This window comes from Enterococcus lactis (assembly GCF_015751045.1).
GTDB classification, from domain to species: Bacteria; Bacillota; Bacilli; order Lactobacillales; family Enterococcaceae; genus Enterococcus_B; species Enterococcus_B lactis.
In genome coordinates this window covers 1-21,279 of record NZ_BNJW01000022.1, presented here as the reverse complement: position 1 = coordinate 21,279, position 21,279 = coordinate 1, and the positions used below count along the sequence as shown (strand labels likewise).

The 21,279-nt window shown below is 38.2% G+C and carries 22 protein-coding genes and 1 pseudogene; 7 read left to right on the top strand and 16 right to left on the bottom strand.

Features of this window, described 5'->3' with window-relative positions; translation table 11 throughout:
• Positions 1-82: 82 nt before the first annotated feature.
• From KFO35_RS11240 to KFO35_RS11200, 9 genes are all read right to left on the bottom strand, one after another.
• Positions 83-1,885, bottom strand: coding sequence for an FtsX-like permease family protein (locus KFO35_RS11240; RefSeq protein ID WP_025477354.1), 1,803 nt, complete (start codon positions 1,883-1,885; stop codon positions 83-85).
• A 13-nt stretch (positions 1,886-1,898) separates the two neighbouring features.
• The gene (locus tag KFO35_RS11235; protein ID WP_002312797.1) at positions 1,899-2,651 is read right to left on the bottom strand and encodes an ABC transporter ATP-binding protein; all 753 of its coding nucleotides are present in this window, start codon (positions 2,649-2,651) and stop codon (positions 1,899-1,901) included.
• Positions 2,652-2,659: 8 nt separating this feature from the next.
• On the bottom strand, positions 2,660-3,022 hold the full coding sequence (locus tag KFO35_RS11230; protein WP_002315927.1) for a YxeA family protein: 363 nt from the start codon (positions 3,020-3,022) through the stop codon (positions 2,660-2,662).
• A gap of 169 nt (positions 3,023-3,191) precedes the next feature.
• Complete coding sequence (locus KFO35_RS11225) at positions 3,192-4,064, bottom strand: SPFH domain-containing protein (RefSeq protein WP_002315928.1); 873 nt, start codon at positions 4,062-4,064, stop codon at positions 3,192-3,194.
• Between the two features lie 47 nt (positions 4,065-4,111).
• Positions 4,112-4,600, bottom strand: a complete 489-nt coding sequence (locus KFO35_RS11220; RefSeq protein WP_156272341.1) for a DUF5348 domain-containing protein — start codon at positions 4,598-4,600, stop codon at positions 4,112-4,114.
• Positions 4,601-4,737: 137 nt separating this feature from the next.
• The gene (locus KFO35_RS11215; RefSeq protein ID WP_002315929.1) at positions 4,738-5,568 is read right to left on the bottom strand and encodes a DUF4097 family beta strand repeat-containing protein; all 831 of its coding nucleotides are present in this window, start codon (positions 5,566-5,568) and stop codon (positions 4,738-4,740) included.
• Between the two features lie 14 nt (positions 5,569-5,582).
• Positions 5,583-6,191: a DUF1700 domain-containing protein gene (locus KFO35_RS11210; RefSeq protein ID WP_002293226.1), complete on the bottom strand. Its 609-nt coding sequence runs from the start codon at positions 6,189-6,191 to the stop codon at positions 5,583-5,585.
• Positions 6,184-6,501, bottom strand: a complete 318-nt coding sequence (locus tag KFO35_RS11205; RefSeq protein ID WP_002293224.1) for a PadR family transcriptional regulator — start codon at positions 6,499-6,501, stop codon at positions 6,184-6,186. The genes KFO35_RS11210 and KFO35_RS11205 overlap by 8 nt, the downstream gene beginning before the upstream one ends.
• 156 nt (positions 6,502-6,657) lie before the next feature.
• The gene (locus KFO35_RS11200; RefSeq protein WP_002293223.1) at positions 6,658-7,386 is read right to left on the bottom strand and encodes a DUF554 domain-containing protein; all 729 of its coding nucleotides are present in this window, start codon (positions 7,384-7,386) and stop codon (positions 6,658-6,660) included.
• A gap of 161 nt (positions 7,387-7,547) precedes the next feature.
• On the opposite strand from KFO35_RS11200, the gene KFO35_RS11195 reads away from it, so the two are divergent.
• Positions 7,548-8,429: a LysR family transcriptional regulator gene (locus KFO35_RS11195; protein WP_002293221.1), complete on the top strand. Its 882-nt coding sequence runs from the start codon at positions 7,548-7,550 to the stop codon at positions 8,427-8,429.
• A 233-nt stretch (positions 8,430-8,662) separates the two neighbouring features.
• On the opposite strand, the gene KFO35_RS11190 is transcribed toward KFO35_RS11195, so the two are convergent.
• Together KFO35_RS11190 and KFO35_RS11185 are read right to left on the bottom strand one after the other, a co-directional pair.
• Positions 8,663-9,706, bottom strand: a complete 1,044-nt coding sequence (locus KFO35_RS11190) for a HAMP domain-containing sensor histidine kinase (RefSeq protein ID WP_025477355.1) — start codon at positions 9,704-9,706, stop codon at positions 8,663-8,665.
• A 2-nt stretch (positions 9,707-9,708) separates the two neighbouring features.
• Entirely contained in the window at positions 9,709-10,377 is a 669-nt protein-coding gene (locus KFO35_RS11185) for a response regulator transcription factor (protein WP_002315931.1), read from the bottom strand.
• 141 nt (positions 10,378-10,518) lie between these two features.
• On the opposite strand from KFO35_RS11185, the gene KFO35_RS11180 reads away from it, so the two are divergent.
• Positions 10,519-12,855 carry an ABC transporter ATP-binding protein/permease gene (locus KFO35_RS11180; RefSeq protein WP_070704502.1) on the top strand — a complete coding sequence of 779 codons (2,337 nt, stop codon included), beginning with the start codon at positions 10,519-10,521 and terminating at the stop codon, positions 12,853-12,855.
• 262 nt (positions 12,856-13,117) lie between these two features.
• Here the strand turns inward: KFO35_RS11180 and KFO35_RS11175 are convergent, their stop codons facing one another.
• Complete coding sequence (locus KFO35_RS11175) at positions 13,118-13,429, bottom strand: hypothetical protein (protein ID WP_002320403.1); 312 nt, start codon at positions 13,427-13,429, stop codon at positions 13,118-13,120.
• Between the two features lie 180 nt (positions 13,430-13,609).
• Here KFO35_RS11175 and KFO35_RS11170 point away from each other — a divergent pair, with 180 nt between their 5' ends.
• The 3 genes from KFO35_RS11170 to lpdD are packed head-to-tail and all read left to right on the top strand — an operon-like array spanning position 13,610 to position 16,137.
• Positions 13,610-15,085 carry a UbiD family decarboxylase gene (locus KFO35_RS11170; RefSeq protein ID WP_002315933.1) on the top strand — a complete coding sequence of 492 codons (1,476 nt, stop codon included), beginning with the start codon at positions 13,610-13,612 and terminating at the stop codon, positions 15,083-15,085.
• A gap of 46 nt (positions 15,086-15,131) precedes the next feature.
• Positions 15,132-15,716, top strand: a complete 585-nt coding sequence (locus KFO35_RS11165) for a UbiX family flavin prenyltransferase (protein WP_002293209.1) — start codon at positions 15,132-15,134, stop codon at positions 15,714-15,716.
• Position 15,717: 1 nt separating this feature from the next.
• The gene (gene lpdD / locus KFO35_RS11160) at positions 15,718-16,137 is read left to right on the top strand and encodes a prenylated flavin chaperone LpdD (RefSeq protein WP_002315934.1); all 420 of its coding nucleotides are present in this window, start codon (positions 15,718-15,720) and stop codon (positions 16,135-16,137) included.
• 107 nt (positions 16,138-16,244) lie between these two features.
• Here lpdD and KFO35_RS11155 read toward each other — a convergent pair.
• From KFO35_RS11155 to KFO35_RS11145, 3 genes and pseudogenes are all read right to left on the bottom strand, one after another.
• Positions 16,245-16,528, bottom strand: a pseudogene (locus KFO35_RS11155) (DUF1905 domain-containing protein).
• A gap of 473 nt (positions 16,529-17,001) precedes the next feature.
• On the bottom strand, positions 17,002-17,712 hold the full coding sequence (locus KFO35_RS11150) for a DUF4811 domain-containing protein (protein WP_002293205.1): 711 nt from the start codon (positions 17,710-17,712) through the stop codon (positions 17,002-17,004).
• Positions 17,709-19,181, bottom strand: coding sequence for an MDR family MFS transporter (locus KFO35_RS11145; RefSeq protein WP_002293204.1), 1,473 nt, complete (start codon positions 19,179-19,181; stop codon positions 17,709-17,711). The genes KFO35_RS11150 and KFO35_RS11145 overlap by 4 nt, the downstream gene beginning before the upstream one ends.
• 137 nt (positions 19,182-19,318) lie before the next feature.
• Between KFO35_RS11145 and KFO35_RS11140 the strand changes: the two genes are divergently transcribed.
• Entirely contained in the window at positions 19,319-19,792 is a 474-nt protein-coding gene (locus KFO35_RS11140) for a MerR family transcriptional regulator (RefSeq protein WP_002293203.1), read from the top strand.
• A gap of 156 nt (positions 19,793-19,948) precedes the next feature.
• Here the strand turns inward: KFO35_RS11140 and KFO35_RS11135 are convergent, their stop codons facing one another.
• Complete coding sequence (locus KFO35_RS11135; protein WP_002315936.1) at positions 19,949-20,503, bottom strand: PadR family transcriptional regulator; 555 nt, start codon at positions 20,501-20,503, stop codon at positions 19,949-19,951.
• A 104-nt stretch (positions 20,504-20,607) separates the two neighbouring features.
• Between KFO35_RS11135 and KFO35_RS11130 the strand changes: the two genes are divergently transcribed.
• Positions 20,608-21,165 (top strand): phenolic acid decarboxylase, encoded by a 558-nt coding sequence (locus KFO35_RS11130; RefSeq protein ID WP_002336071.1) that lies wholly within the window; start codon positions 20,608-20,610, stop codon positions 21,163-21,165.
• Positions 21,166-21,279: the final 114 nt, after the last annotated feature.

The window sequence follows — 21,279 nt, the reverse complement described above, 5'->3', positions numbered from 1 at the left end:
AGTCCCTCTTTCTGAACAAACGGTGTTCCAGAAGTAGCTTCTTCGGAGATAAGCCGAAATTTCTTGAAGCTGATCACTTCTGTCACAACCTCTTTTTCAATACGATTCCAGTATACAACCATGTCGTCAGTACATAGTAGATGAAATACAATACGAAGAAGATCGTAAATGGCACCCAAATATCTTTATATGGATTTTGCATGAATAGACCAAACATTTGTAATCCGAATAAGACATGGACTACACCTAAGATTCCTGGTGCTAAGAATAACACACCTACTTCTCTACGGATCGATTGTTTAAGCAATCCGCGTCGTGTTCCTATCTTTTCAAGCATTTCATAACGAGCGATGTCACTCTTGCTTCCTGACAAGATCTTGAACATCAAACAGCTAGCAAGCATAGTCAAGAAAGCTAAACCTAAGAAGAATCCCATAAATTCAAAACCAGAGAATAGACTATTATATCCTTCATACATTTCATACTTCTGGTTACTGTACTCTACTTTTTGCAAAGATGGATTGTTCGTTTTATTTTGTGTAGCAAGTGCTTTGATTGGTTCCAAGTTTGCTTGGAAGTCTTTGACCTGAACTAGCTGTAAAGTGGATTGTGGCAAACTCAGTTGATCAAATTCCGATTGACTGACTACCTTGATTTCTTTTTCTTGCTGTTCAGGCAATTCATAGCCACGAAGCTCATCTTGTACAGTCAGTTCATTCATTTTTTCAGCAGGAACTTTTTCTTTCGTGATTTTCGGCGGTGTCCCATCTTCATGTTTTATCATGATCAATGGTTGAGCCGCAAATTCACTTGCATTATAGTAAATCGTTCCCGCATCTTCTTTTTGAGTATAAGAAGCAGAAAGTGTTGGTGATAGTTCTTTGATTTTTTGCTGATCTTCTGCCCGAGGATTATTCATCACTAGGTCATAACCAGCAGCATTTTCCGTCATTTCCGAAATTTCATTTCTAAATCCTAGACCTACTGTCAAAGCACCAAGTGCTAAAGCAAACAGCATAGCAACCATGGAGAGCATTTGTGTATATTCACGAATACGAAAACTTAACTGTGACAATGTGAAATTGTTCAATTTTTTCAATGAAATCTGTTCTGATTTCTTTAGTAATGATAAGAAGAAAATGATCACAGAGTGGAAAATGAAATAAGTTCCTAATACGATCGTGACTAGAGCTACTCCCATACCAAAAACTTGATAGGTCCCCACATGTTTCATCATATAATAACCGCAGCCTAGAAAAGCAATCCCTAGTACTACTTCAAGGAAGAACAAGAATTTATGCTGCTTGATTCTTGTTGGTGTCTGATCCGCACGAATCAATGCTAAAATCGGTTTTTTGACAATCGAAAAAGCATTGACAATAGCTGCTAATAAAAACAAAATAGCAAAAAACAAAACGGTGATCAACAACCCATGAATGCTAAAAGGTGTAAAATGCGAAATATTGATATCTAACTGATCCACTAATAATCGGTGGACGATACTTGTCAATCCTACACCGACAGCTGAACCTACTAAGGTAGCCGCGATCCCTACTACGAATGTTTCAGAAAAAATCATCTGTGCGATTTTTCTGCCTTTTGCTCCTAGCATCATAAACATGGCATAGTCTTTTTGTCGCATCGTCATCAAAAAGGAATTCGCGTATAAAATATAAACGAATGTGATGATCCCTAGTAAAACAGAACCTAGTCGGAAAATGATAACTGTAGCAGCAACGACCGTATTGCTTTTCAAAAAGGCTTCGTTGCTCGCCATTGATTCAAACATGTAAAAAATAGCAGATGCCATAACTAATCCTGAGAATAATACCAAGTAATCTCTTAAACGGCTCTTGATCCCAGTAAGTGATAATTTCCAAAGCATAGTCAATCTCCCCCTACTGTTCCAAGTTTCCAAGAATAGATAGTATTTCCCGATAGAAGGAATCCCGGCTTTGATCTCCACGTTTCACTTCTTGATGGATACCGCCATCCTTGATAAATAAAATACGTTGGCAATAACTTGCAGAAAACGGATCATGTGTCACTAGAAGAATCGATACATGATCTTTTGTATTCAATTCGTCCATCGTATCTAAAAGATCACGGGCACTTTTAGAATCCAGCGCACCTGTAGGCTCATCCCCTAATAAAATCGTTGGTTGTGTGATCAACGCACGTGCGGCAGCGACTCGTTGTTTTTGTCCACCAGAAATCTCAGAAGGATAGCTTTCCAAAATATGAGCAATCGATAAACGTTCTGCAATTTTTTGGACACGTTGCTTGATTTCTTTTGGTCTGACACCTTGTAAAGAAAGAGGAACAGCGATATTTTCTTGTGCTGTCAAACTTTCTAATAAATTGAAATCTTGGAAAATAAAGCCGATTTCATTCGCACGAAAATCTGCTAGTTGATTTCCTTTTAATGTCGTCACATCTTTTTGATTGATTCGGATATGTCCATCTGTTGGTTTGTCTAATGTGGATAAAATATTCAAAAGCGTTGATTTACCTGAACCGGAAGCACCCATGATGCCAATAAATTCACCTTTTTCTACATCGAAGCTGATGCCGCTTAATGCTTGCGTCTTTTTCTCATTGTTTTTCCCGTATACTTTTGTTACATTCTGTACTTCGACTATTTTGTTCATTTCTTTCCCTACCCTTTAATTAGTTTTTCTAGTGCTGTTTTCGGCACATCTTTTTTTTCGACTTCTTCATATGAAGTGACACCTTTCTTTTTGTTCCAGGTGATTTTCAAATATGCTCCTTTACGAAGCGGTCGAGTCAATTGCCCATTGAAATCTAGTTCTTTTTCCTTACCCTCTTTCGTATAACCAGGCAGGATATATCTATAGTTGACTATTTCTTGTCCAGAGTCTGCTTTGGAGACTGTTTTTGCACCATCTGTCGTAATCTGTACATAGTATTCTTCTCCGCCCATCACTACGTAATCTGCGATTTTCACCCCTGCAAGTGCCACAACGATGAAAACAAGTAGTCCGATCAGAAGTTTTTTCACTTTTTCCCCTTCTCTCTTACTTTATATATTGATTATAGAAAAAAACGAACAATTATGCCTTCGAATCATCTATCATTCTTCTTTCAATTTTGTCATTTTCATTGAACAACTAAAAAAGAGTTTAAGACAATCGTCCTAAACTCCTTCTTCCTATCTTACAAAAACTATATCACTTACGGTCTTTCATATCGCCTGTATTGATAACGGGTTGCGTTCCTTTGTCTGTAATGATTGAGACAAGTAAATTATTGATTAATTGGACTTTTCGATCATCGGTGAAATTGATTTCTTGTCCTTCTTCGATTTGTTCCAAAGCCATTTGAGTGATCGTGACAGCTCCTTCAACAATGGTTTGTCGAGCAGACAAAATAGCTCTTGCTTGTTGACGTTGCAGCATGGCACTGGCGATTTCTGTTGCATAGGCTAAATGATTCAATCGTGTTTCGATTACTTCGACACCTGCTACTGCTAAACGCTCTTGCAACTCCTTTTTCAACTCGTCAGACACTGCCGTAGTGTTTCCTCGAAGCGTCAAATCATCATCATTGAAGGTATCATACGGATATTGGCTAGCGATATGCCGGATGGCTGTCTCACTTTGGATTTCTACAAAATCTTGATAATACGCTACATCGAATAATGCCTTTGCTGTATCAATGACTTTAAACACGACTACTGCTGAGATTTCGATGGGATTTCCGTCTAAATCATTGACTTTTAAAACAGAACTGTTGAAATTCCGAACTTTCAACGAAACAGTCATTTTTTGTGCCAAAGGAATCGTAAGGAAAAAGCCATTTTCCCGGATCGTACCTAAATATTGTCCAAAAAACAAAATCACTTTTGCTTGATTAGGGCTGACTACAGTTGCCGAACTTAGCAACAGTAACGCGATCAGCCAAAGAAAAATACTTAAAAATAGTGCCCAAACTTTCGCTTGCCACATGCCTAAATAGAAGAAAAATAAACCAACTAAAGCTAATACGACCAAACTGACGATTCCTGCATAACCATTGATATAAATTGCTCTTTTTTCTCTCATTCTACTTTCTGCGCTCCTTTATCCTTCAATAAATATAGTGTTGCTTTTTAATCCTTTTTTCGAATTCGCGCCATTGCACCTTCTAGTTCCAAATCTTTGTCTTCAGTGATGTACCAACCGCTTGCTTGTGTTCCTCCGGCTGCTTGCGGCAAATAATCCAATCTTGTTCGAACCCAGTGTTTTTCTTCTGTAAAATAGTCTTCTACCAAGATTTCTAGATCCATTCCTGCTGAAAGAGGCAAGTCTTCCCGAACAGATTTAAAGATAAATCGTTCCTTCTCCCCATCATACTTCAATATTCCTGTATCGATAATCGGTAAAGAATAATAGTCCAGTTCTTTCTTCACCGTCAATAAATGTTTGAAAACTTCATGGTACACTTGCTCTAATTGACGACCTTCTGAATTGTTCGGATAGTTGACCATCACTTTTTCTTTATCTGGATCATAAAAGGTTTGACTTAGTTGAGTGATATAAGTATGTAATCTTTCCATTTCTATTTTTAACTTTTCTCTTTGACCTTCTTCTGCCTTCATATACTTTTTCACCCTGTTTTCTTTATAGATATGTTCTTACTTATTTTACTATAGTTATGTGTGTTAAGCGATGAAAAACAGCAAAGATCCTTCCGATCTTTGCTGTTTTTTCTTAAACTATCCAGTTGTTTGCTAGATCAATCTGTTTCATCGTCTTCTTGATCTGTCGTGATATTGATCGAAGTGTCTTTGGCAGTGATCTTCAGCCGTTTCTGTCCTTGCTCTAACAACGTATTTGTTATTGGCTGGTAGTCTTTTTCAATATGAGATTCACCAGATGTTTGGAGAGTATAGCCACTGTTTTCCATCTCATGCAAAGATAAATTACTATTGTTTAGAGTGACGTTTCCTTCTTTGCTGACCAAACTGTCTTCTAGATGTAAATTGCTGCTTTCTCCTATGACGGTCAAGTTATCCACCTTGACTTCATCTAAACGAAGAGAACCTAATTCATCTTTCGCCGTTATTGTTCCTCCCGTAAATTCATTGAATGATACCCAACCATCGTGTGTCATAGTATTTACTTTTTTGATCGATACTTCGTTGATGTCGATTGCACTATTATTCCCTTCGATTGTCAATTCAGATAATTCCTGATCTGCAGGGACAACAATAGTGATTTGTGCACTGGTGTCTTCCAAACTAATAATCGCACCTTCTGATTTTTTGACTGCATTCACGGTCAATACACCATTTTTCTCCTTTATTTCTGGCTTTTCTGTCTTATCGTAGGTCGTTTTTATCTCAAAATCCAACCCGCGTATGACTGACACTGTTTGATGTTCTGCATGGATGACGATTTTGTTTGCCTCTTTGATTTTTTTCGTCTCCGTCACCATATCGATCAATCGAGGGCCATCATCCCAAGTCAGACTCTTTTGAGCGCCTAATGTATAAGTTGCACCTGCTAGGAGTCCGCCAGTAACCATCAGGATAATACCGGTAATCAAAAAATGTTTCAATCTCATTTATCTGTCCTCCTTCAAGCGCCCGCTGAATGCAGATCTCTTTTTGTAATAAAACGCCGTCCCATCCATTTAACAAAGTTCATCATGACATAAAAAAGCCATTTTGTTCCTTTCAGCAACAGTGGCGAAATAAATACTGCGCTTCCCGTGGCGAACAGACCAACACCGATAAAGAATAACCCACTCAGAATCGATTGACCAAACACACTGATTCCTGAGATGATCATGAATAAGCCAATACCTAAGATACTGATACATAGAACATAGATACTAAAAATGAGCGCCAGCAAAGCAATCAATAGTCCCCCAATAACCAATATAAACCCCAATGCTAGTGGAATGAGGACAGGAGAAGCAAATAAACCGATAATGATTAACCAAATCAGACGCATTTGTCTTTTTGGACTCCTCACTAACTCGTCTTCTGCTTGTTCTTCTTCTGAAAAGTAACTGATTTTTAATTTTAAAGCAAACTGCTTTGGTGTACCATATTCATCAATGACCTGATCTAATGTTTTTCCGGAATCTAAAAAATATTCCTCATAATATTGGATCAAATCAAAACGATCGTCTTCAGGAATTTCTTGAAGATGATCCACAACTTCATTCAAATAATCATTCATTTGTGCTCTCCTCCAATAACCGGTCTAAAGAATCTCGAAAAACAATCCATTCATCAATAATTTCTTCTAAATGACGACTTCCTATTGGTGTCAACGAGTAATATCGACGGTTCCTACCTTCAAAAGGTTCATCATAGGTCTCAAGATACCCTTCTTTTTTCAATCTTCTCAAAACCGGATAAAGTGTAGATTCACTGACTGAGAGACTTTCTTGTACGATTTTTGTTAAGGCATAACCATACATATCTTCTTTGCTTAATGCTGCTAACACAGTGCCATCAAGAAGAACAGTTGGAATCTGGATGTGCATTACGTCACCTTCTATTCTCAAGTGTAATATTTTATTACAATCTATATTATACATCATATAATATAGTTTCAAAATCAGTTTGTCAAATACAAAAAAAACTGACTAAAAGGTTTGATCCCTTTTAGTCAGCAAAAAATGGCTTCTCTTTGATTATTATTATAACAGTGGCATGATCCAATTCGTCCACATCCAACTTAGTGGCATGATAACGATCATTGCTGGTATCATGTCAGCTACTGGGAACATTTTCACGTTGATCATTCTAAAACCGGTAGCAACCATCAAGAATCCACCGCAAGCTTTAAAGTCTAAGATCATATCTGGTGTAGTCAATGGATAAATAAATTTTGCCAATAAGAACAAGATATAAAAAATAATGAATTGGGGAATCGCTACTACGGAAACGACATATCCTAAATTACATGCAAAAATTGCTGCTGTGAAAAAATCAAGGACAGATTTAGAAATCAAAATCGTACTATCTCCAGTCATCCCAGAATCTAAGCTTCCATAAATCCCCGTACCACTTGCACAAAATAAAACAATGACCGTCACTAATGTGCTGATAAATTCATCGTGGGTCATACCAAGCTTTTCACTAGGAAAGATTTTAGAAATAGGCACTTGCATCAACGCAGCGCCCTTGTTAATCCCATTACCTAAATGAACAATCAGTCCAATCGCTGTTCCTATCACCAAAGCAAAAATAACAGCTGGCATATTTTTCATTGGCGCAATGGAATAGATACCCATCCCCATTGAACACACACCAAAAACCATCGTCAGCTGCGCTTTAAAGTGTTCGCTTAGTTTATTTCCTACTAATCCGCCAATTAGTCCGCCAAGCAAAACGGAACCTACATTGATCAAAACTCCAGTTGGCATCAAAAAAACTCCTCTCTTTCTCTATAAAGCGAAAATTATTACAGAAAATTTTCTGCAATCACTGCTTTCACTGCAAGAAAGATTGTACCAGACAGAGTAGGTTACACCAATTCATTTTTTGTGTTAAAGTATTCTTTATTGGAATAAGTAGGAGGAATATGATGGATATCCATAAATTTGAAGTTTTTCTTGATTTAGCCGAAACAATGAATTTCACCAAAACTGCTGAACGACAATTCACCACCCAAGGAAACATTTCTAAACAGATTCTTTCGTTAGAAACAGAACTAGACGTAAAATTATTCGAACGTGCCCATAGAAAAATCGAGTTGACCGAAGCTGGAAGCTTGTTGCTCCCTTATGTAAAAAATGTCGTAGAACAATACCATGCCATGCAAGAAGTGCTTGAAACCTATACGCAAGAAAACAATCTTTCATTAAATATCTTAACGATACCAACCATGATCAATTACCAAGGCTTTTCCAAGATTACCGAATTTTTGAAACGTCATCCTGAATTTACGGTCCAGTTGAAAGAAGTGGAAAGTATCGAACTGACTTATGACGATACAAATGAACATAGTGATACGATCCACTTTGCCAGAAGCTTCCAGGCCCCACCAAGTTCGATTGAGTGGCTACCTACTGAAACAGACGATTTTGTAGCAGTTCTGCCTAAAACCCATCCTTTAGCTGCTAAAAAGAAATTGGATCTAAGTGAACTGAAAAAGGAGAATTTTTTGGTTCTTGGCCCTACTACGAACTTGTATCAACCTGTGCTGGACTTGTGTCGCGAAGCTGGATTTGAACCGAGAATCTCTTATAAAGGATCTAGGACCGACTTGATCATCAATATGATTGCAAATGACATGGGGATTGCTATTGTTATGGAAAAAACAGTCAAAAATCTGTTAAAAGAAAATACTGTGATCCTCCCCATCTCTCCAACAAAAGAAAGTTATCTCGCATTTACGCGTAAAATCGGTGAACATTCTTTGGCTTCAGACACATTTTGGGAGTATTTGAAACAAGAAGAGAACTAGGCCCTTCATTTTCTGTCTATCAATCCATCCAAAAAAGAGAGCGACTCATGACTTTCGCTCTCTTTTTTGCATCATATCCTTGTTTCAATGACACATCTATCATTTCTCGTAGTTCAATAAGAAAGCAGCGATTTTATGTCGAAAGAACCGTAAGAACATTTCCCTCATCACAAAAAAACGACTCCCCCCCTAAAAACCTTCAATCGAATTTTTAGGGGGGGTTATTCTTTTTCCTATTGTTTACTTAACCGTATCATTGCTGTCGTTCCTACTCCTTCGATACTGCTATAATCAATACGACCATCATGCAGTTCTAGAATTTTTTTGACCAGTGAAAGTCCTAGCCCATTCCCAGAAATTTGACGGCTTGTATCTCCTTGATAAAATTTTTCAAACATTCGATCTCTGGTCTCTTCATTCATTCCTACACCTGAATCGGTCACTTCCAGTACAATCTCTGTGGCTGTCTCAAATAGTTTGATATGAATCTGTCCATTGACTTGATTGTACTTTATGGCGTTATCCATGATATTCAACCACACTTGGTACAAAAACTCTTCATTGCCTGTGTAATTTACTGCAGCCAGTTCGATATCCAATTCTAGCTGTTCTTTCTCCCATTTAGGCTGCAAAAAAACGATTACTTCTCGAATTTGTTCATCTAATCGGTACTCTTTTTTTTCCAGTTGGATACGCTGGTTTTCCAGTTTGTTCAATTTTAAGATGTTCTCTGTTAATTGTGAAAGCTGCGTGATACTTTCGATAATCCGATATAAAAATATTTGGCGTTCTTCGTCAGAGAGATTTGGGGCTTGTAACAATTGTACATATCCTTGGATCGTTGCTAATGGTGTTTTGAATTCATGGGATACACTGGACACAAAATCATTCCTCAATGTTTCGATACTATTGAGTTCTTGGACCATAACATTGAAATCTTTATACAGTTGCTGTACTTCTGCTACTTTCTGCTGCTCATCCATTCGAATCGAAAAATCTCCCGTTGCTACCAGACTCATATTTGTCCCTAGTGCACTGATTGGATGCAGAATACGCCGCCCAACAAAAATCGATATTCCTGTACCCACGATCATACTGAACCCTGCAAAGACGAATAACGGGTATAGCGTTGGTTTTCCAGCCGATTCAGCAGGTGAGATAGAATGCCGAGACAATAAGAAAATAAAACCAAGAAAACACAGCAGTGTCACTAAGATCGAAATGAAGACAATACTGGCAAAATAGATCCATAATTGTGAAAATAGCTTTTTTTTCATCTTTAAATAACCGCCTTATAGCCTAGTCCCCGTACTGTCATGATTTGAAAATCTTCCGTCTTTTCAAAACGGGTCCTTAAACGTTTGATATGTACATCGATCGTTCGTTCTTCTGTATTCGTATCTAATCCCCAAATGTCATCCATCAACTGTTGGCGAGTGAAGATCTTGTTGGGATAAGACAGTAATTTATACAGAAGCAGAAATTCTTTTTGAGGCAGAATCAACGAATGCTGATCTTGTAACACTGTATAAGTATCCAGCTCTAATTTTGTTTGTCCAATCATCAAGCTACTGCTGTAATTGATTTTTGAACGTCGAAGCAATGCTTCCACACGTAGGATCATCTCATTGACATCGATGGGTTTTGTCATATAATCATCTGCTCCTAGTTTGAACCCGCGTTTCTTATCCTCAAAATCGGCCTTTGCCGTAATCATCAGAACAGGTGTGTCAAATCTGGTGCTACGTAATGAGTCTAGCAAGTCATAGCCATCCATTTTCGGCATCATGATATCTGTAATGATCAATTCTATACGTGTCGCTTCTAGTTTTTTCAGCGCATCCTCTCCATTCAGTGCAGTGATGACTGAAAAGCCCGCTCGTTCCAACACAGAACGGTAAAGCAACTGTAATTGCGGATCATCTTCTACTATTAAAATACGATTCATTGTTCTCCCTCTGTTTTTTGAAAAATTTCTAGATTTTTTCTTGCAGTTCATCTTCAGTTAACATTTATTTTGTATACTACGATCATTGTTCTGATATACTTATTAGTATACCGAATATTTCAATACGGGAGAAGGGTGATTATGCTTCAATTAAAAGATATAAAAAAATATTATAAAGTCGGCGAAACCACCACTAAAGCATTGGATGGTGTATCTGTCGCTTTCAGACAAAAAGAATTCGTAGCGATTTTAGGTCCTAGTGGTTCTGGTAAAACGACTATGCTGAATGTGATTGGTGGACTAGATAATTATGATTCCGGTGATATGGTGATCAACGGAAAGTCTACTAAAGACTTCAAAGACAACGACTGGGATGCCTACCGAAACAATTCTATCGGGTTCATTTTCCAAAGTTATAACTTGATTGGTCATTTAGGCATTATTGAAAATGTTGAACTTGGGATGACATTAAGTGGTGTTTCTAAAGACGAAAAACGAAAACGGGCAGAAGATGCCTTGCATCGGGTCGGCTTGACAGATCATATGCACAAAAAGCCAAATCAGCTATCTGGTGGACAAATGCAGCGGGTAGCAATCGCTCGAGCGCTAGCCAATGATCCAGATATCCTTTTGTGTGATGAGCCAACCGGAGCTTTAGATACAGAAACAAGTATCCAGATCATGGAACTGATCCAAGAGTTATCGAAAGAAAAATTAGTGATCATGGTCACACATAATCCTGAACTGGCCAATCAATATGCAGACCGGATCATTGAATTTTCTGATGGTAAGATCTTAACGGATTCCCATCCTCACATCGAACGACCAAAAGATGATCAATTTAACCTACGCAGAACGAAGATGAGTTTTTGGACAGCGTTGAAGCTTTCTTTCAACAATATCCGAACAAAAAAAGGACGTACTTTCTTGACTTCCTTTGCTTCCAGTATCGGGATCATCGGAATCGCGATCGTCCTTTCCCTTTCTTCTGGTTTCCAAAAGCAAATCGATAACACGCAAGCTGAAACGATGGCGAAATTTCCGATCACTATTTCTAAGGTAACGACTAACCAGACCCGTGACGATGCTGGATTAGGTGCAAGCAAAGCAGAGTATCCAGACAGCAAAACGATCACAGCAAAAGTCAGCGAAGAAGACAAAGCACAGCATACGAATAAGATCGATCAAACCTACGTCGATTATGTAACAGACATCGATCCTAATTTAAGTAATAATATTGGGTTTACTCGTACAACAGGAATCAATCTTTTACGTGATGTAAATGGCAAAGTACAGCCTGTCAGCTTCTCGAATCAAAACCCTGATGCGGAATCTCTTTCCTTGTCTAGTACGATGTCAGCAATGACAGGTGTGGGAGTGTCAAGTTTCCCTACACAGCTTGACACTAGCAAAGAAAACTTTTTAAAAGACAATTATTCTTTACTTGCCGGAAGTTATCCAGCCTCAGCAACAGATGTCGTGCTGATCGTAGACGGCAACAATAATACTAATATCAATGCATTGAAAAATCTTGGATTTGATGTGAAGGAAGACGAAAAACTTGATTTCGATGAGATCGTCGGTACAACATTCAAGTTAGTAAACAACAATACTTACTATACAAAACTTCCAACTGGGAATTTCATTCCTAATACAGATTATGATTCGATGTACCAGAATTCTTCAGATGAATTGAAGATTTCAGGAATCCTACGCGTGAAGTCTTCTTCTACAATGAATCTCTTATCGCCAGGAATCGCTTATAGTGATCAATTAACGACTCAAATCGTCAATGAGAACAAAGAATCAGAAATCGTCAAAGCCCAAAAAGACAGTGATGTAAATGTCTTAACTACTGAAAAAGTTGACGAAAATGCCAAACAAACATTGCTTAGTTATTTAGGCGGAGACAGCTTGCCTTCAAGTATCATGATTTATCCGAACAATTTTGAAGACAAAGAAAAAATCTTGGATTATTTAGATGATTACAATAAAGGCAAATCAGATGAAGATAAAATCATTTATACTGATTTAGCTGGAACGATGACTGAACTGACTGGCGGATTGATGGATGCTATCACTTATGTCCTCATTGCTTTTGCAGGGATCTCTTTAGTAACAAGTATGATCATGATCAGTATCATTACTTATACATCTGTGATTGAACGGACAAAAGAAATCGGTGTACTAAAAGCTTTAGGTGCACGGAAAAAAGACATCACTCGCGTATTTGACGCAGAAACGTGTATTTTAGGTATTTCTTCTGGGATACTAGGTGTGTTTATTGCCTGGCTAGCTACATTCCCTATCAATAGCATCTTGTACAGCATGACGGATCTAAAAAATGTTGCGCAACTAAATCCTGTCCATGCGATCATTCTAGTGATTGTCTCTACTGTATTGACGATGCTTGGCGGTCATCTTCCTGCACGAATGGCAGCGAAAAAAGACGCTGCTATCGCTTTGCGTGCAGAATAAAGCTATTCGTTTTTTCCAATTACTACAAAGGGTGGTGACAAAATTGTTGTCACCACCCTTTTTTTGAATAAACAGCTTTTCATAACCTCTCGATAAACGGCGTTCTCCTTCCAACTCCTCGGTCACAACCTCTGATTCACGGTGTTCCTGAAGTAGCTTCTTCGGAAATAAGCCGAAATGTCACAAAAATTTGAGAAGCAATTTTCGTACATTCCTTCTTATTTCTTGAAGCTGACCACTTCTGTCACAACCTCTTGCCTATTTATAATTCTGGAATATGGTTTTCCCCTTTGAGCCACAGTTCTTGCGGTGTATATTTGTCTTTTCCATTTATGAATACTGTTCCATCTGCTTCAATCGTTACTTCAGTCCCAATCCACATATTAGTAGACAAAGCGAGAAGATTTTTTCTTTTTCCTCTTCCTTTTTTTCCAAATTGCAAGGCATCGGTTATCTCTTCTGTCCAATGAGATTTCACGTATTTTACTTCCCCGTTTTCAAATGTAACTTTCAAAATATTCGCTATATTTTCTACTTTTACTGCTTTAGGAAATGACTCCTCCATTTTTTTCACTTTCCTTCCATTAGGATTTAGTATGCGCTTTCTTATTGTTGTAAGTATATCATAATTTATTCTATTATCAAAAAACCGTATCCATTCCATTAAGGAATATTTTATCAAACAAGTTGAATTGTTTTCCTCCTTTGTACCTTTTACTATAGATAGGTAAAGACAACTAAGGAGGAATTTTTCATGACAGATCAACCGTATGATTTAAGAAAAGTCATCGAAGAACTAAAAACACTTCCAGGTCAATATCACGAAACAGATATTGAAATCGATCCTGAAGCAGAATTATCTGGTGTTTACCGTTATATCGGTGCTGGCGGTACAGTAAAACGTCCGACTCAAGAAGGACCAGCTATGACTTTCAACAATATCAAAGGTTTCCCCGGCACACGTGTGAACATCGGGACAATGGCTAGTCGTAAACGTGTAGGTGAAATTTTGCACCATGATTATCGAACACTTGGCCGTTTCTTGAAAGACGCTGTAGAAAATCCAATCAAACCTGTGAAAGTAGACAAAGCAGACGCTCCAGCACAAGAAGTGGTTCATCTAGCTACCGATGCAGACTTCGATATTCGCAACATTTTGCCTGCACCTACAAATACTCCTGAAGATGCAGGTCCATACATCACGATGGGTGTAGTCTTAGGATCAGATCCAGAAAAAACAATGAGCGATGTAACGATCCATCGTATGGTCCTAGAAGACAAAGATACGATCGGTATGTACATCATGCCTGGTGGGCGCCACATTGGTCACTTCCAAAAACAATTTGAAGCATTGAATAAACCAATGCCTATCACTATCAATATTGGTTTAGATCCAGCAATTGCCATTGGTACGACTTTCGAACCACCTACCACTCCACTTGGCTACAACGAACTATGGTGTGCAGGAGCTTTGCGTAACGAACCTATTCAAATCGTTGATGGTGTAGTAGTCGATGAAGTGGGTATTGCTCGTGCTGAATTCATCATTGAAGCAGAAATCATGCCAAATGAAACAATGCAAGAAGATATCAACACGAACTCAGGGAAAGCAATGCCAGAATTTCCTGGTTATACTGGGGATGCTAATCCAGCTGTACAAGTAGTAAAAGTCAAAGCAGTTACTCATCGAAAAGACAATCCAATCATGCAAACAACGATTGGTCCAAGTGAAGAACACGTATCTATGGCCGGTATTCCTACAGAAGCAAGTATTCTTGCCTTGGTTGATAAAGCTATTCCAGGAAAAGTAGTAAATGTCTACAATCCTCCTGCAGGTGGCGGTAAATTGATGACCATCATGCAGATTCGTAAAGAAAACGAAGCGGATGAAGGTATTCAACGCCAAGCAGCTATTCTTGCCTTATCAGCCTTCAAAGAATTGAAGACAGTCATTTTAGTCGATGAAGATGTTGATATTTTCGACATGAACGATGTAGTTTGGACTTTCAACACTCGTTTCCAAGGAGATAAAGACATTATTGTGCTCCCAGGAATGAGAAACCATCCATTGGACCCATCAGAATTACCAGAATATAATCCTGGCTCTATTCGTTTCCGTGGGATGAGTGCAAAAACTATCTTTGACGGTACAGTTCCTTTCGATATGAAAGAACATTTTGTACGTGCAAAATTCCAAGAAGTAGAAGATTGGGAAAAATATTTGAAATAATGAATGATCTGCAACTGTTTTGACATCATAAAAAGGAGTGCGGAAAATGGAACAATTGGCACAACGGAAGAAAAAAATCGTGATTGGTGTAAGTGGCGCTTCGGGCACCATTTATGCCATCAACCTAGTGAAGAAACTAAAAGAATATCCGATGGTAGAAACACACGGAATCATCAGTCCATGGGCAAAACAGAACTTAAAGCTGGAATCCGACTTATCCCTAAATGAATTCGAAAGCCTGTTTGATTACCATTATTCAAACAAAGATCTAGGTGCTGCTGTCGCCAGCGGATCATTTTTGACCGATGGAATGATCATCGTACCGGCAAGTATGAAAACAGTCGCAGGTATCTCTGTTGGTTTAGGCGACAACCTGATTGCACGTGCTGCTGATGTAACAATGAAGGAGCAACGAAAGTTAGTCATTGTCCCTCGTGAAACGCCATTAAATGCCATTCACTTGGAAAACTTGACTAAATTAGCACGACTAGGTGTGCAAATCATACCACCGATCCCTGCTTTTTATAATCAGCCTCAAACGATCCAAGATCTTGTTGATCACCATACAATGAAACTTTTGGATCAATTTGGGATTGTAAATGAACATTCAAAACGTTGGCAAGGTGATTAATATGGAAAAAGAAACGATAGTTGAAGTAACAAAACTAGGTTTCACGATCCAAGCCGCTGTTAAAGTAATCGGTAAAGACTTATTGATTACTTTAACAGGCGGAGATACACCACATATCGGAACAGTCACTACATTTTCTCGTGATACAGAGATCCAAACTGTACGTTTCCCTAGCCACGATGGTCGTTTCCACAAAGACGATGTCTTAGCCGAAAAAATAGCTGTGGTCATCAAAAATGCCGTTCCAGGAAGCTGTACGATCACTTCCGGTATCCATGTTGACCATATCTCCAATGCACAAATCAACGCTTCTTTTCCGATGTCAGAAGAGTTAGGTTACAAGATTTTAGATTGGTTGGAAAAAACAGATTTCCATATCAAAGAACCCGTTTATTATAAAGATGGTGAAAAACCATTATGAAAGAAGAGGTTGTGAAATCAGCGTTATGAGCGAATACCGAGGGTCAGCTGATTGAACACCGTTTATCAAAGAGGTTGTGACACATCTTTTGTCATAACCTCTTGTTTTTATTTTTGCTTCACTGTAACTGCTACGATATCACCAATATCTTTTCCGATGTTTTTACGAATATCTTTTCGTAGTCCAAGGATATAGCAGACCGAACCATCTAAATTTTCACTCCCATATTCACGATACTGCCTTCGTACGGCACATTATCAAAAGTTGCTTGGACTTTCACTCTTCCAGCACCGAATTCTTCTCTTATATCATATGGAAAAACAATATATGCGCCACCCTTGCCGACTTCGGAAGCATAGATTTTTGATTCAAAAGAATAAGTTTTCCTCATTTTATTCCTCCTATTTTTTATATCTAGTATAGCATAGCAAAAAAAGAAGGAACTGTGACAAAAGTCTTGTCGCAGTTCCCTTTTTTTGAATAAACGGTGTTCTCCTGCCAACTCCTCGGCCACAAGTCACAATATTCAACAAACATGAGAAGCTGTTTTTTGAAATTGCTCCTTGTGACTCAGAGTGAAACGGCAGGCTCACAACCTCTTCCTTAAACGGTGTTCAACCAGCTGACCCTCGGCATTAGCTCAAAAAACGGCAAAATATGAGGAACTATTTTTCCGTTTTTTTCTCTAATACTCAGGTCAAAACACTGATTTCACAACCTCTTCCTTAAACGGTGTTCAAAAGCTTGCATCTACGGCACTAAGCCCAATCAGATGAAAAATATGGCGTGCTATTTTTATCTGATTGTTCTTACTGCTTGATGCAGAGCAGCTTTTTCACAACCTCCTACACGATGTTCAAAATATTATTCGCCTTTTGCTTCTTTCACTAATTTCGCGAATGCTTGTTGTTGGAATTCAGCAGTTAAGGCTTTCGTACGTTGTTCTTGTTCTGCTTTGCTCATTTGCGGATTTTCAGTCATTGCTTTTACCATACCGTCTTGCACATAAGCTTTTGCTTCACTTTCCATCGTACTTTGCTGTTTCTTCACTAATTCAGCTAACTTGGATGCTTGGTCCGTACTTAATTCTACCCATGTCTCTGGGATTTTGAATGTATTCACTCGGCTGTCATATTCGTGATTGTTATCAGCAATATTGAACCAGAATTTATACATGTCGTTTTTGTATTCCCAATAAGTAGTTTTCGTCACTTTTTCAGCATCGCCGTCCGTCTTTTCTACTTTATTTGTTTCGTTATCCGTACCAGTTGCTTTTGGTTTCTCTTGTTTTTCATTCGTTCGGTAAAGATACACTTTTTCTTTTCCATTCCCTAAAGCTTTATACAAAAGCATATCTGCTCCTTGGGAATCAGCACTGGAAACAATTTTTTCTGTTTTCGTTTCCGTTACTTTTTCCATTCCAAAGTGATTGGACAAATTAGCGACGATCAAACTTAGTGAAGCGACGAAGATTAGTCCGAAAATCAAAGATAAAAAGGTTTGCCATGTTTTTTTAGCGAACACGTTCGTTAAAGCAAAAGCAAGCAAGCTGACAATCAAAACTCCAATAATCATGCATTATCCCCCGCTTTCGTTAGAACAGGTTCTTTTTTCTTCAATAAAAAGGCAATAATAAAGCCAAGGATCCCAAAGATGATCGCTACGATAAACGCGGCATGGTAACCTGACAGTGTGGCATTGATTGCCTGATCTTTATAAGCTAATGGTGTATTGTCCAATACAGATTTGCTTGGGATATTTGCTTTTGTCACATTCGTCAACACACTGATCAAAATAGCTGTACCGATCGAGCTTGCAATTTGACGGAATGTATTATTTACCGCTGTCCCGTGACTGATCAAGTTATTTGGCAATGCATTCATACCAGAAGTCGTTACCGGCATCATGACCATGGAGATCCCAAACATACGGATCGCATAAAGGATCACGATATATAAAACTGGAGTCGTTTTTGTCAAGAAAGCAAATGGTGCAGTTGCGGCTGTTAAAATGAACATCCCTGTAATGGCTAAACGTTTCGCGCCGTATTTATCGAAAATCGCACCCGTAACGGGCATCATAGCCCCCATGATCAAAGCACCTGGCAACAACATCAAGCCAGAATGGAATGCTGATTCTCCGCGAATGTTTTGGATATACAACGGCACGACCATTTCTGCCCCTACCATCGCCATATTCGTTACACCGGCTAAAACAGCTGCAATCGTAAATGTAGATGATTTGAATACGCGAAGTTCCAAGAATGGATGTTCCAAATGTAATTGACGCCATGAGAACAAGGCGATGAAAATCACACCAACGACTAAGAAACCAATTACTTTCAAGCTTCCCCAGCCATCATCACCTACACTAGAAAATCCGTAAAGCAAACTACCGAATCCAATCGTTGACAAAATAGCTGATAAAATATCAATGCTAGGATTTGACAGTGGAATAACACTTTTCATTAGGAAGAATGCTAAAACCAAGACAAGAACAACGATTGGCAGTACCATACCAAACAAGTCACGCCAATGGTAGTTATCAATGATGTAACCAGATAATGTAGGGCCTAAAGCAGGAGCAAGCCCAATAACGATTCCTGACATCCCCATTGCTGATCCTCTTTTTTCTGGTGGGAAAATAGACAACATGATATTTTGCAATAATGGCATCGATACTCCCACACCGCAAGCTTGGATCAAGCGACCGATTAGTAATGTACTAAAATTAGGTGCTGTAAAACAAGTAATCGTTCCGATCAAAAAGATCGTCATGGCAGAAAGATATAAATTTCTTGAACTGAATTTATTGATCAGCCATGCTGTTATTGGGATCATGATCCCGTTGACTAGCAAGAAACCAGTCGTTAACCATTGCACATCAGACGCTGAAATATCGAAAGCTTTCATCAATGTAGGAAAAGCTGTCGTCAATAAGGTCTGATTCAAAACGGTACAAAATGTACCAATTAATAAGACAACAACTAAAAGTGTCCGATTATATGGTTTTCCGTAAATATCTACGGGTTGGTTGTTACTCATATTTCTCCTTCTTTCTGAATTTTTTCTGAAACTACTAGAATACTTTAGTCCTAAATCCGCCATTTGTCAACCTACTTGACACATTAGTTAATACAGATATAATTAAGGAAAGTAAGAGGACAAAAGGAGTGACAAAAATGGTTGGGGCTTCCCTTAAACGTTTGTTGGAAAACGATCAATTGGTTGTTGGCATCAGTGAATTAAGTGATATCGTCGGTGTGTCTCCACGTCAATTAAGGTATTGGGAACAAAAGGGATTCATTCGTTCGATCGAAGCTGATGCGAATTGTCCTAGAAAATATCGTTTGCCTACAGTTATAAAAGTAGAACTGATCAAAAAATACTTAGATGACGGATTTACCTTATCTAAAGCTGCAGAAAAGGCAGAAATCCGACAAAAGAAAATGCATCATGTCCGCAAAGTTTTTTCAAAAGCAATCAAAGATATCGAATTGATCGACGAACGCTATACGATTTTACAAATTGGCAACTTCAAAGAAGAGAATGCGAAGATGTACATCATTCATGACAACGAGACAGACGAATTGTCTTACAAACTCCTTCCTGTCGATGAAAAAGCTGACTACGAGCAGCTGTTAAAAGAACTCTAAGCTCCGCTAATCTCCTAAACATCAGACTTTTTAAAAAGTAGATGATACATATAACACTTAGAAAAAGCCTGTTTGAACATAAGAATATCCGAACGGTGATCTGCATTTCTTTCATATAGAAAGGAAGCATCCATCACTGTTCGGATATTTTTTAGTTTATTTTTTTCGGTTGTTTTCTTCTTCCAATACATCTGTCAGCCAACTTGCATATTCTGTTTCCCGATTGATCGCATGCGCTAAAATCAAGTAATGTCCGTAATTTTCATGTTTTTCTTTTTCTGTAGGAAAGATTGTTTTTTTTCGCTCTAATAGATGAATGCGTTTTTCTTCATGAAGATCACGCTGCTGCTGGATAATTTCTACTAATGCCGGATCATTCACGTCTTTGACGAAATACAATTTTAAAACGAATTCGTCTCGATTAACCGGCAGTTCATTGGTCGGTGTATGAATCCACTCTGCTAATTGTTCCTTCCCTTCTTCTGTTAATTCATAAACTTTTTTTTCCAATTTTTCGCCTGTGATCTCTACTTGATGTTGAATGATTCCTTGCTCTTCCATTTTTGCCAGCTCAGGATAAATCTGACTATGTTTTGCTTGCCAAAATTCTCCTATTTCATTTTTGAATGATTGATTCAATTCATATCCTGTCATCTGCTTCTTACTTAATAACCCTAATAAAATATAGCGAAGTGTATTTTTTCTTGCCATCAGTTTTTCCTCCTTGACAAATCTTTAAATCCATTCTATCATAAACGAGTAATCAAAAACATGTAGTTTATTACATGTTTTAATTTAGAGGGAGATGCTTAATCATGAAAGAATTTAAAGAATTGGAAGATTTTATTGGAACTCACTTTATTTATACGTATGACAACGGTTGGGAATATGAATGGTATGCAAAAAATGACCATACTGTCGATTACCGTATCCACGGCGGAATGGTCAAAGGTCGTTGGGTAAAAGACCAAGAAGCTGATATCGTTAAATTGACAGATGGCGTATTCAAAATTACTTGGACAGAACCAACAGGGACAGACGTGGCATTAGACTTTATGCCAAATGAAAAGAAACTTCACGGAATGATCTTTTTCCCTAAATGGGTTGAAGAACATCCAGAAATCACTGTTACTTTCCAAAATGAACATATCGCAGAAATGGAAGCAGCTCGTGAAAAATATGAAACTTATCCAAAATTACTTGTTCCTGAATTTGCTACCATCACTTATATGGGTGATGCAGGTATAGACAATGAAGATGTCATTAGTGAAGCGCCATATGATGGCATGCCTGATGATATCCGTAGCGGAAAATACTTCGATGAAAATTATAAACGAGTAAAACATACTAAGATTAGAGGGGAACATCATTGACGAATGATGTTCTCCTCTATTTTCTATTTTTAGATTATAGTGAAGAGTGAAAGAAAGTTCGAACAAAGCCTTGAGGACTACGAGTCCCTATCAAAAACCGAACTTCTTTACTGT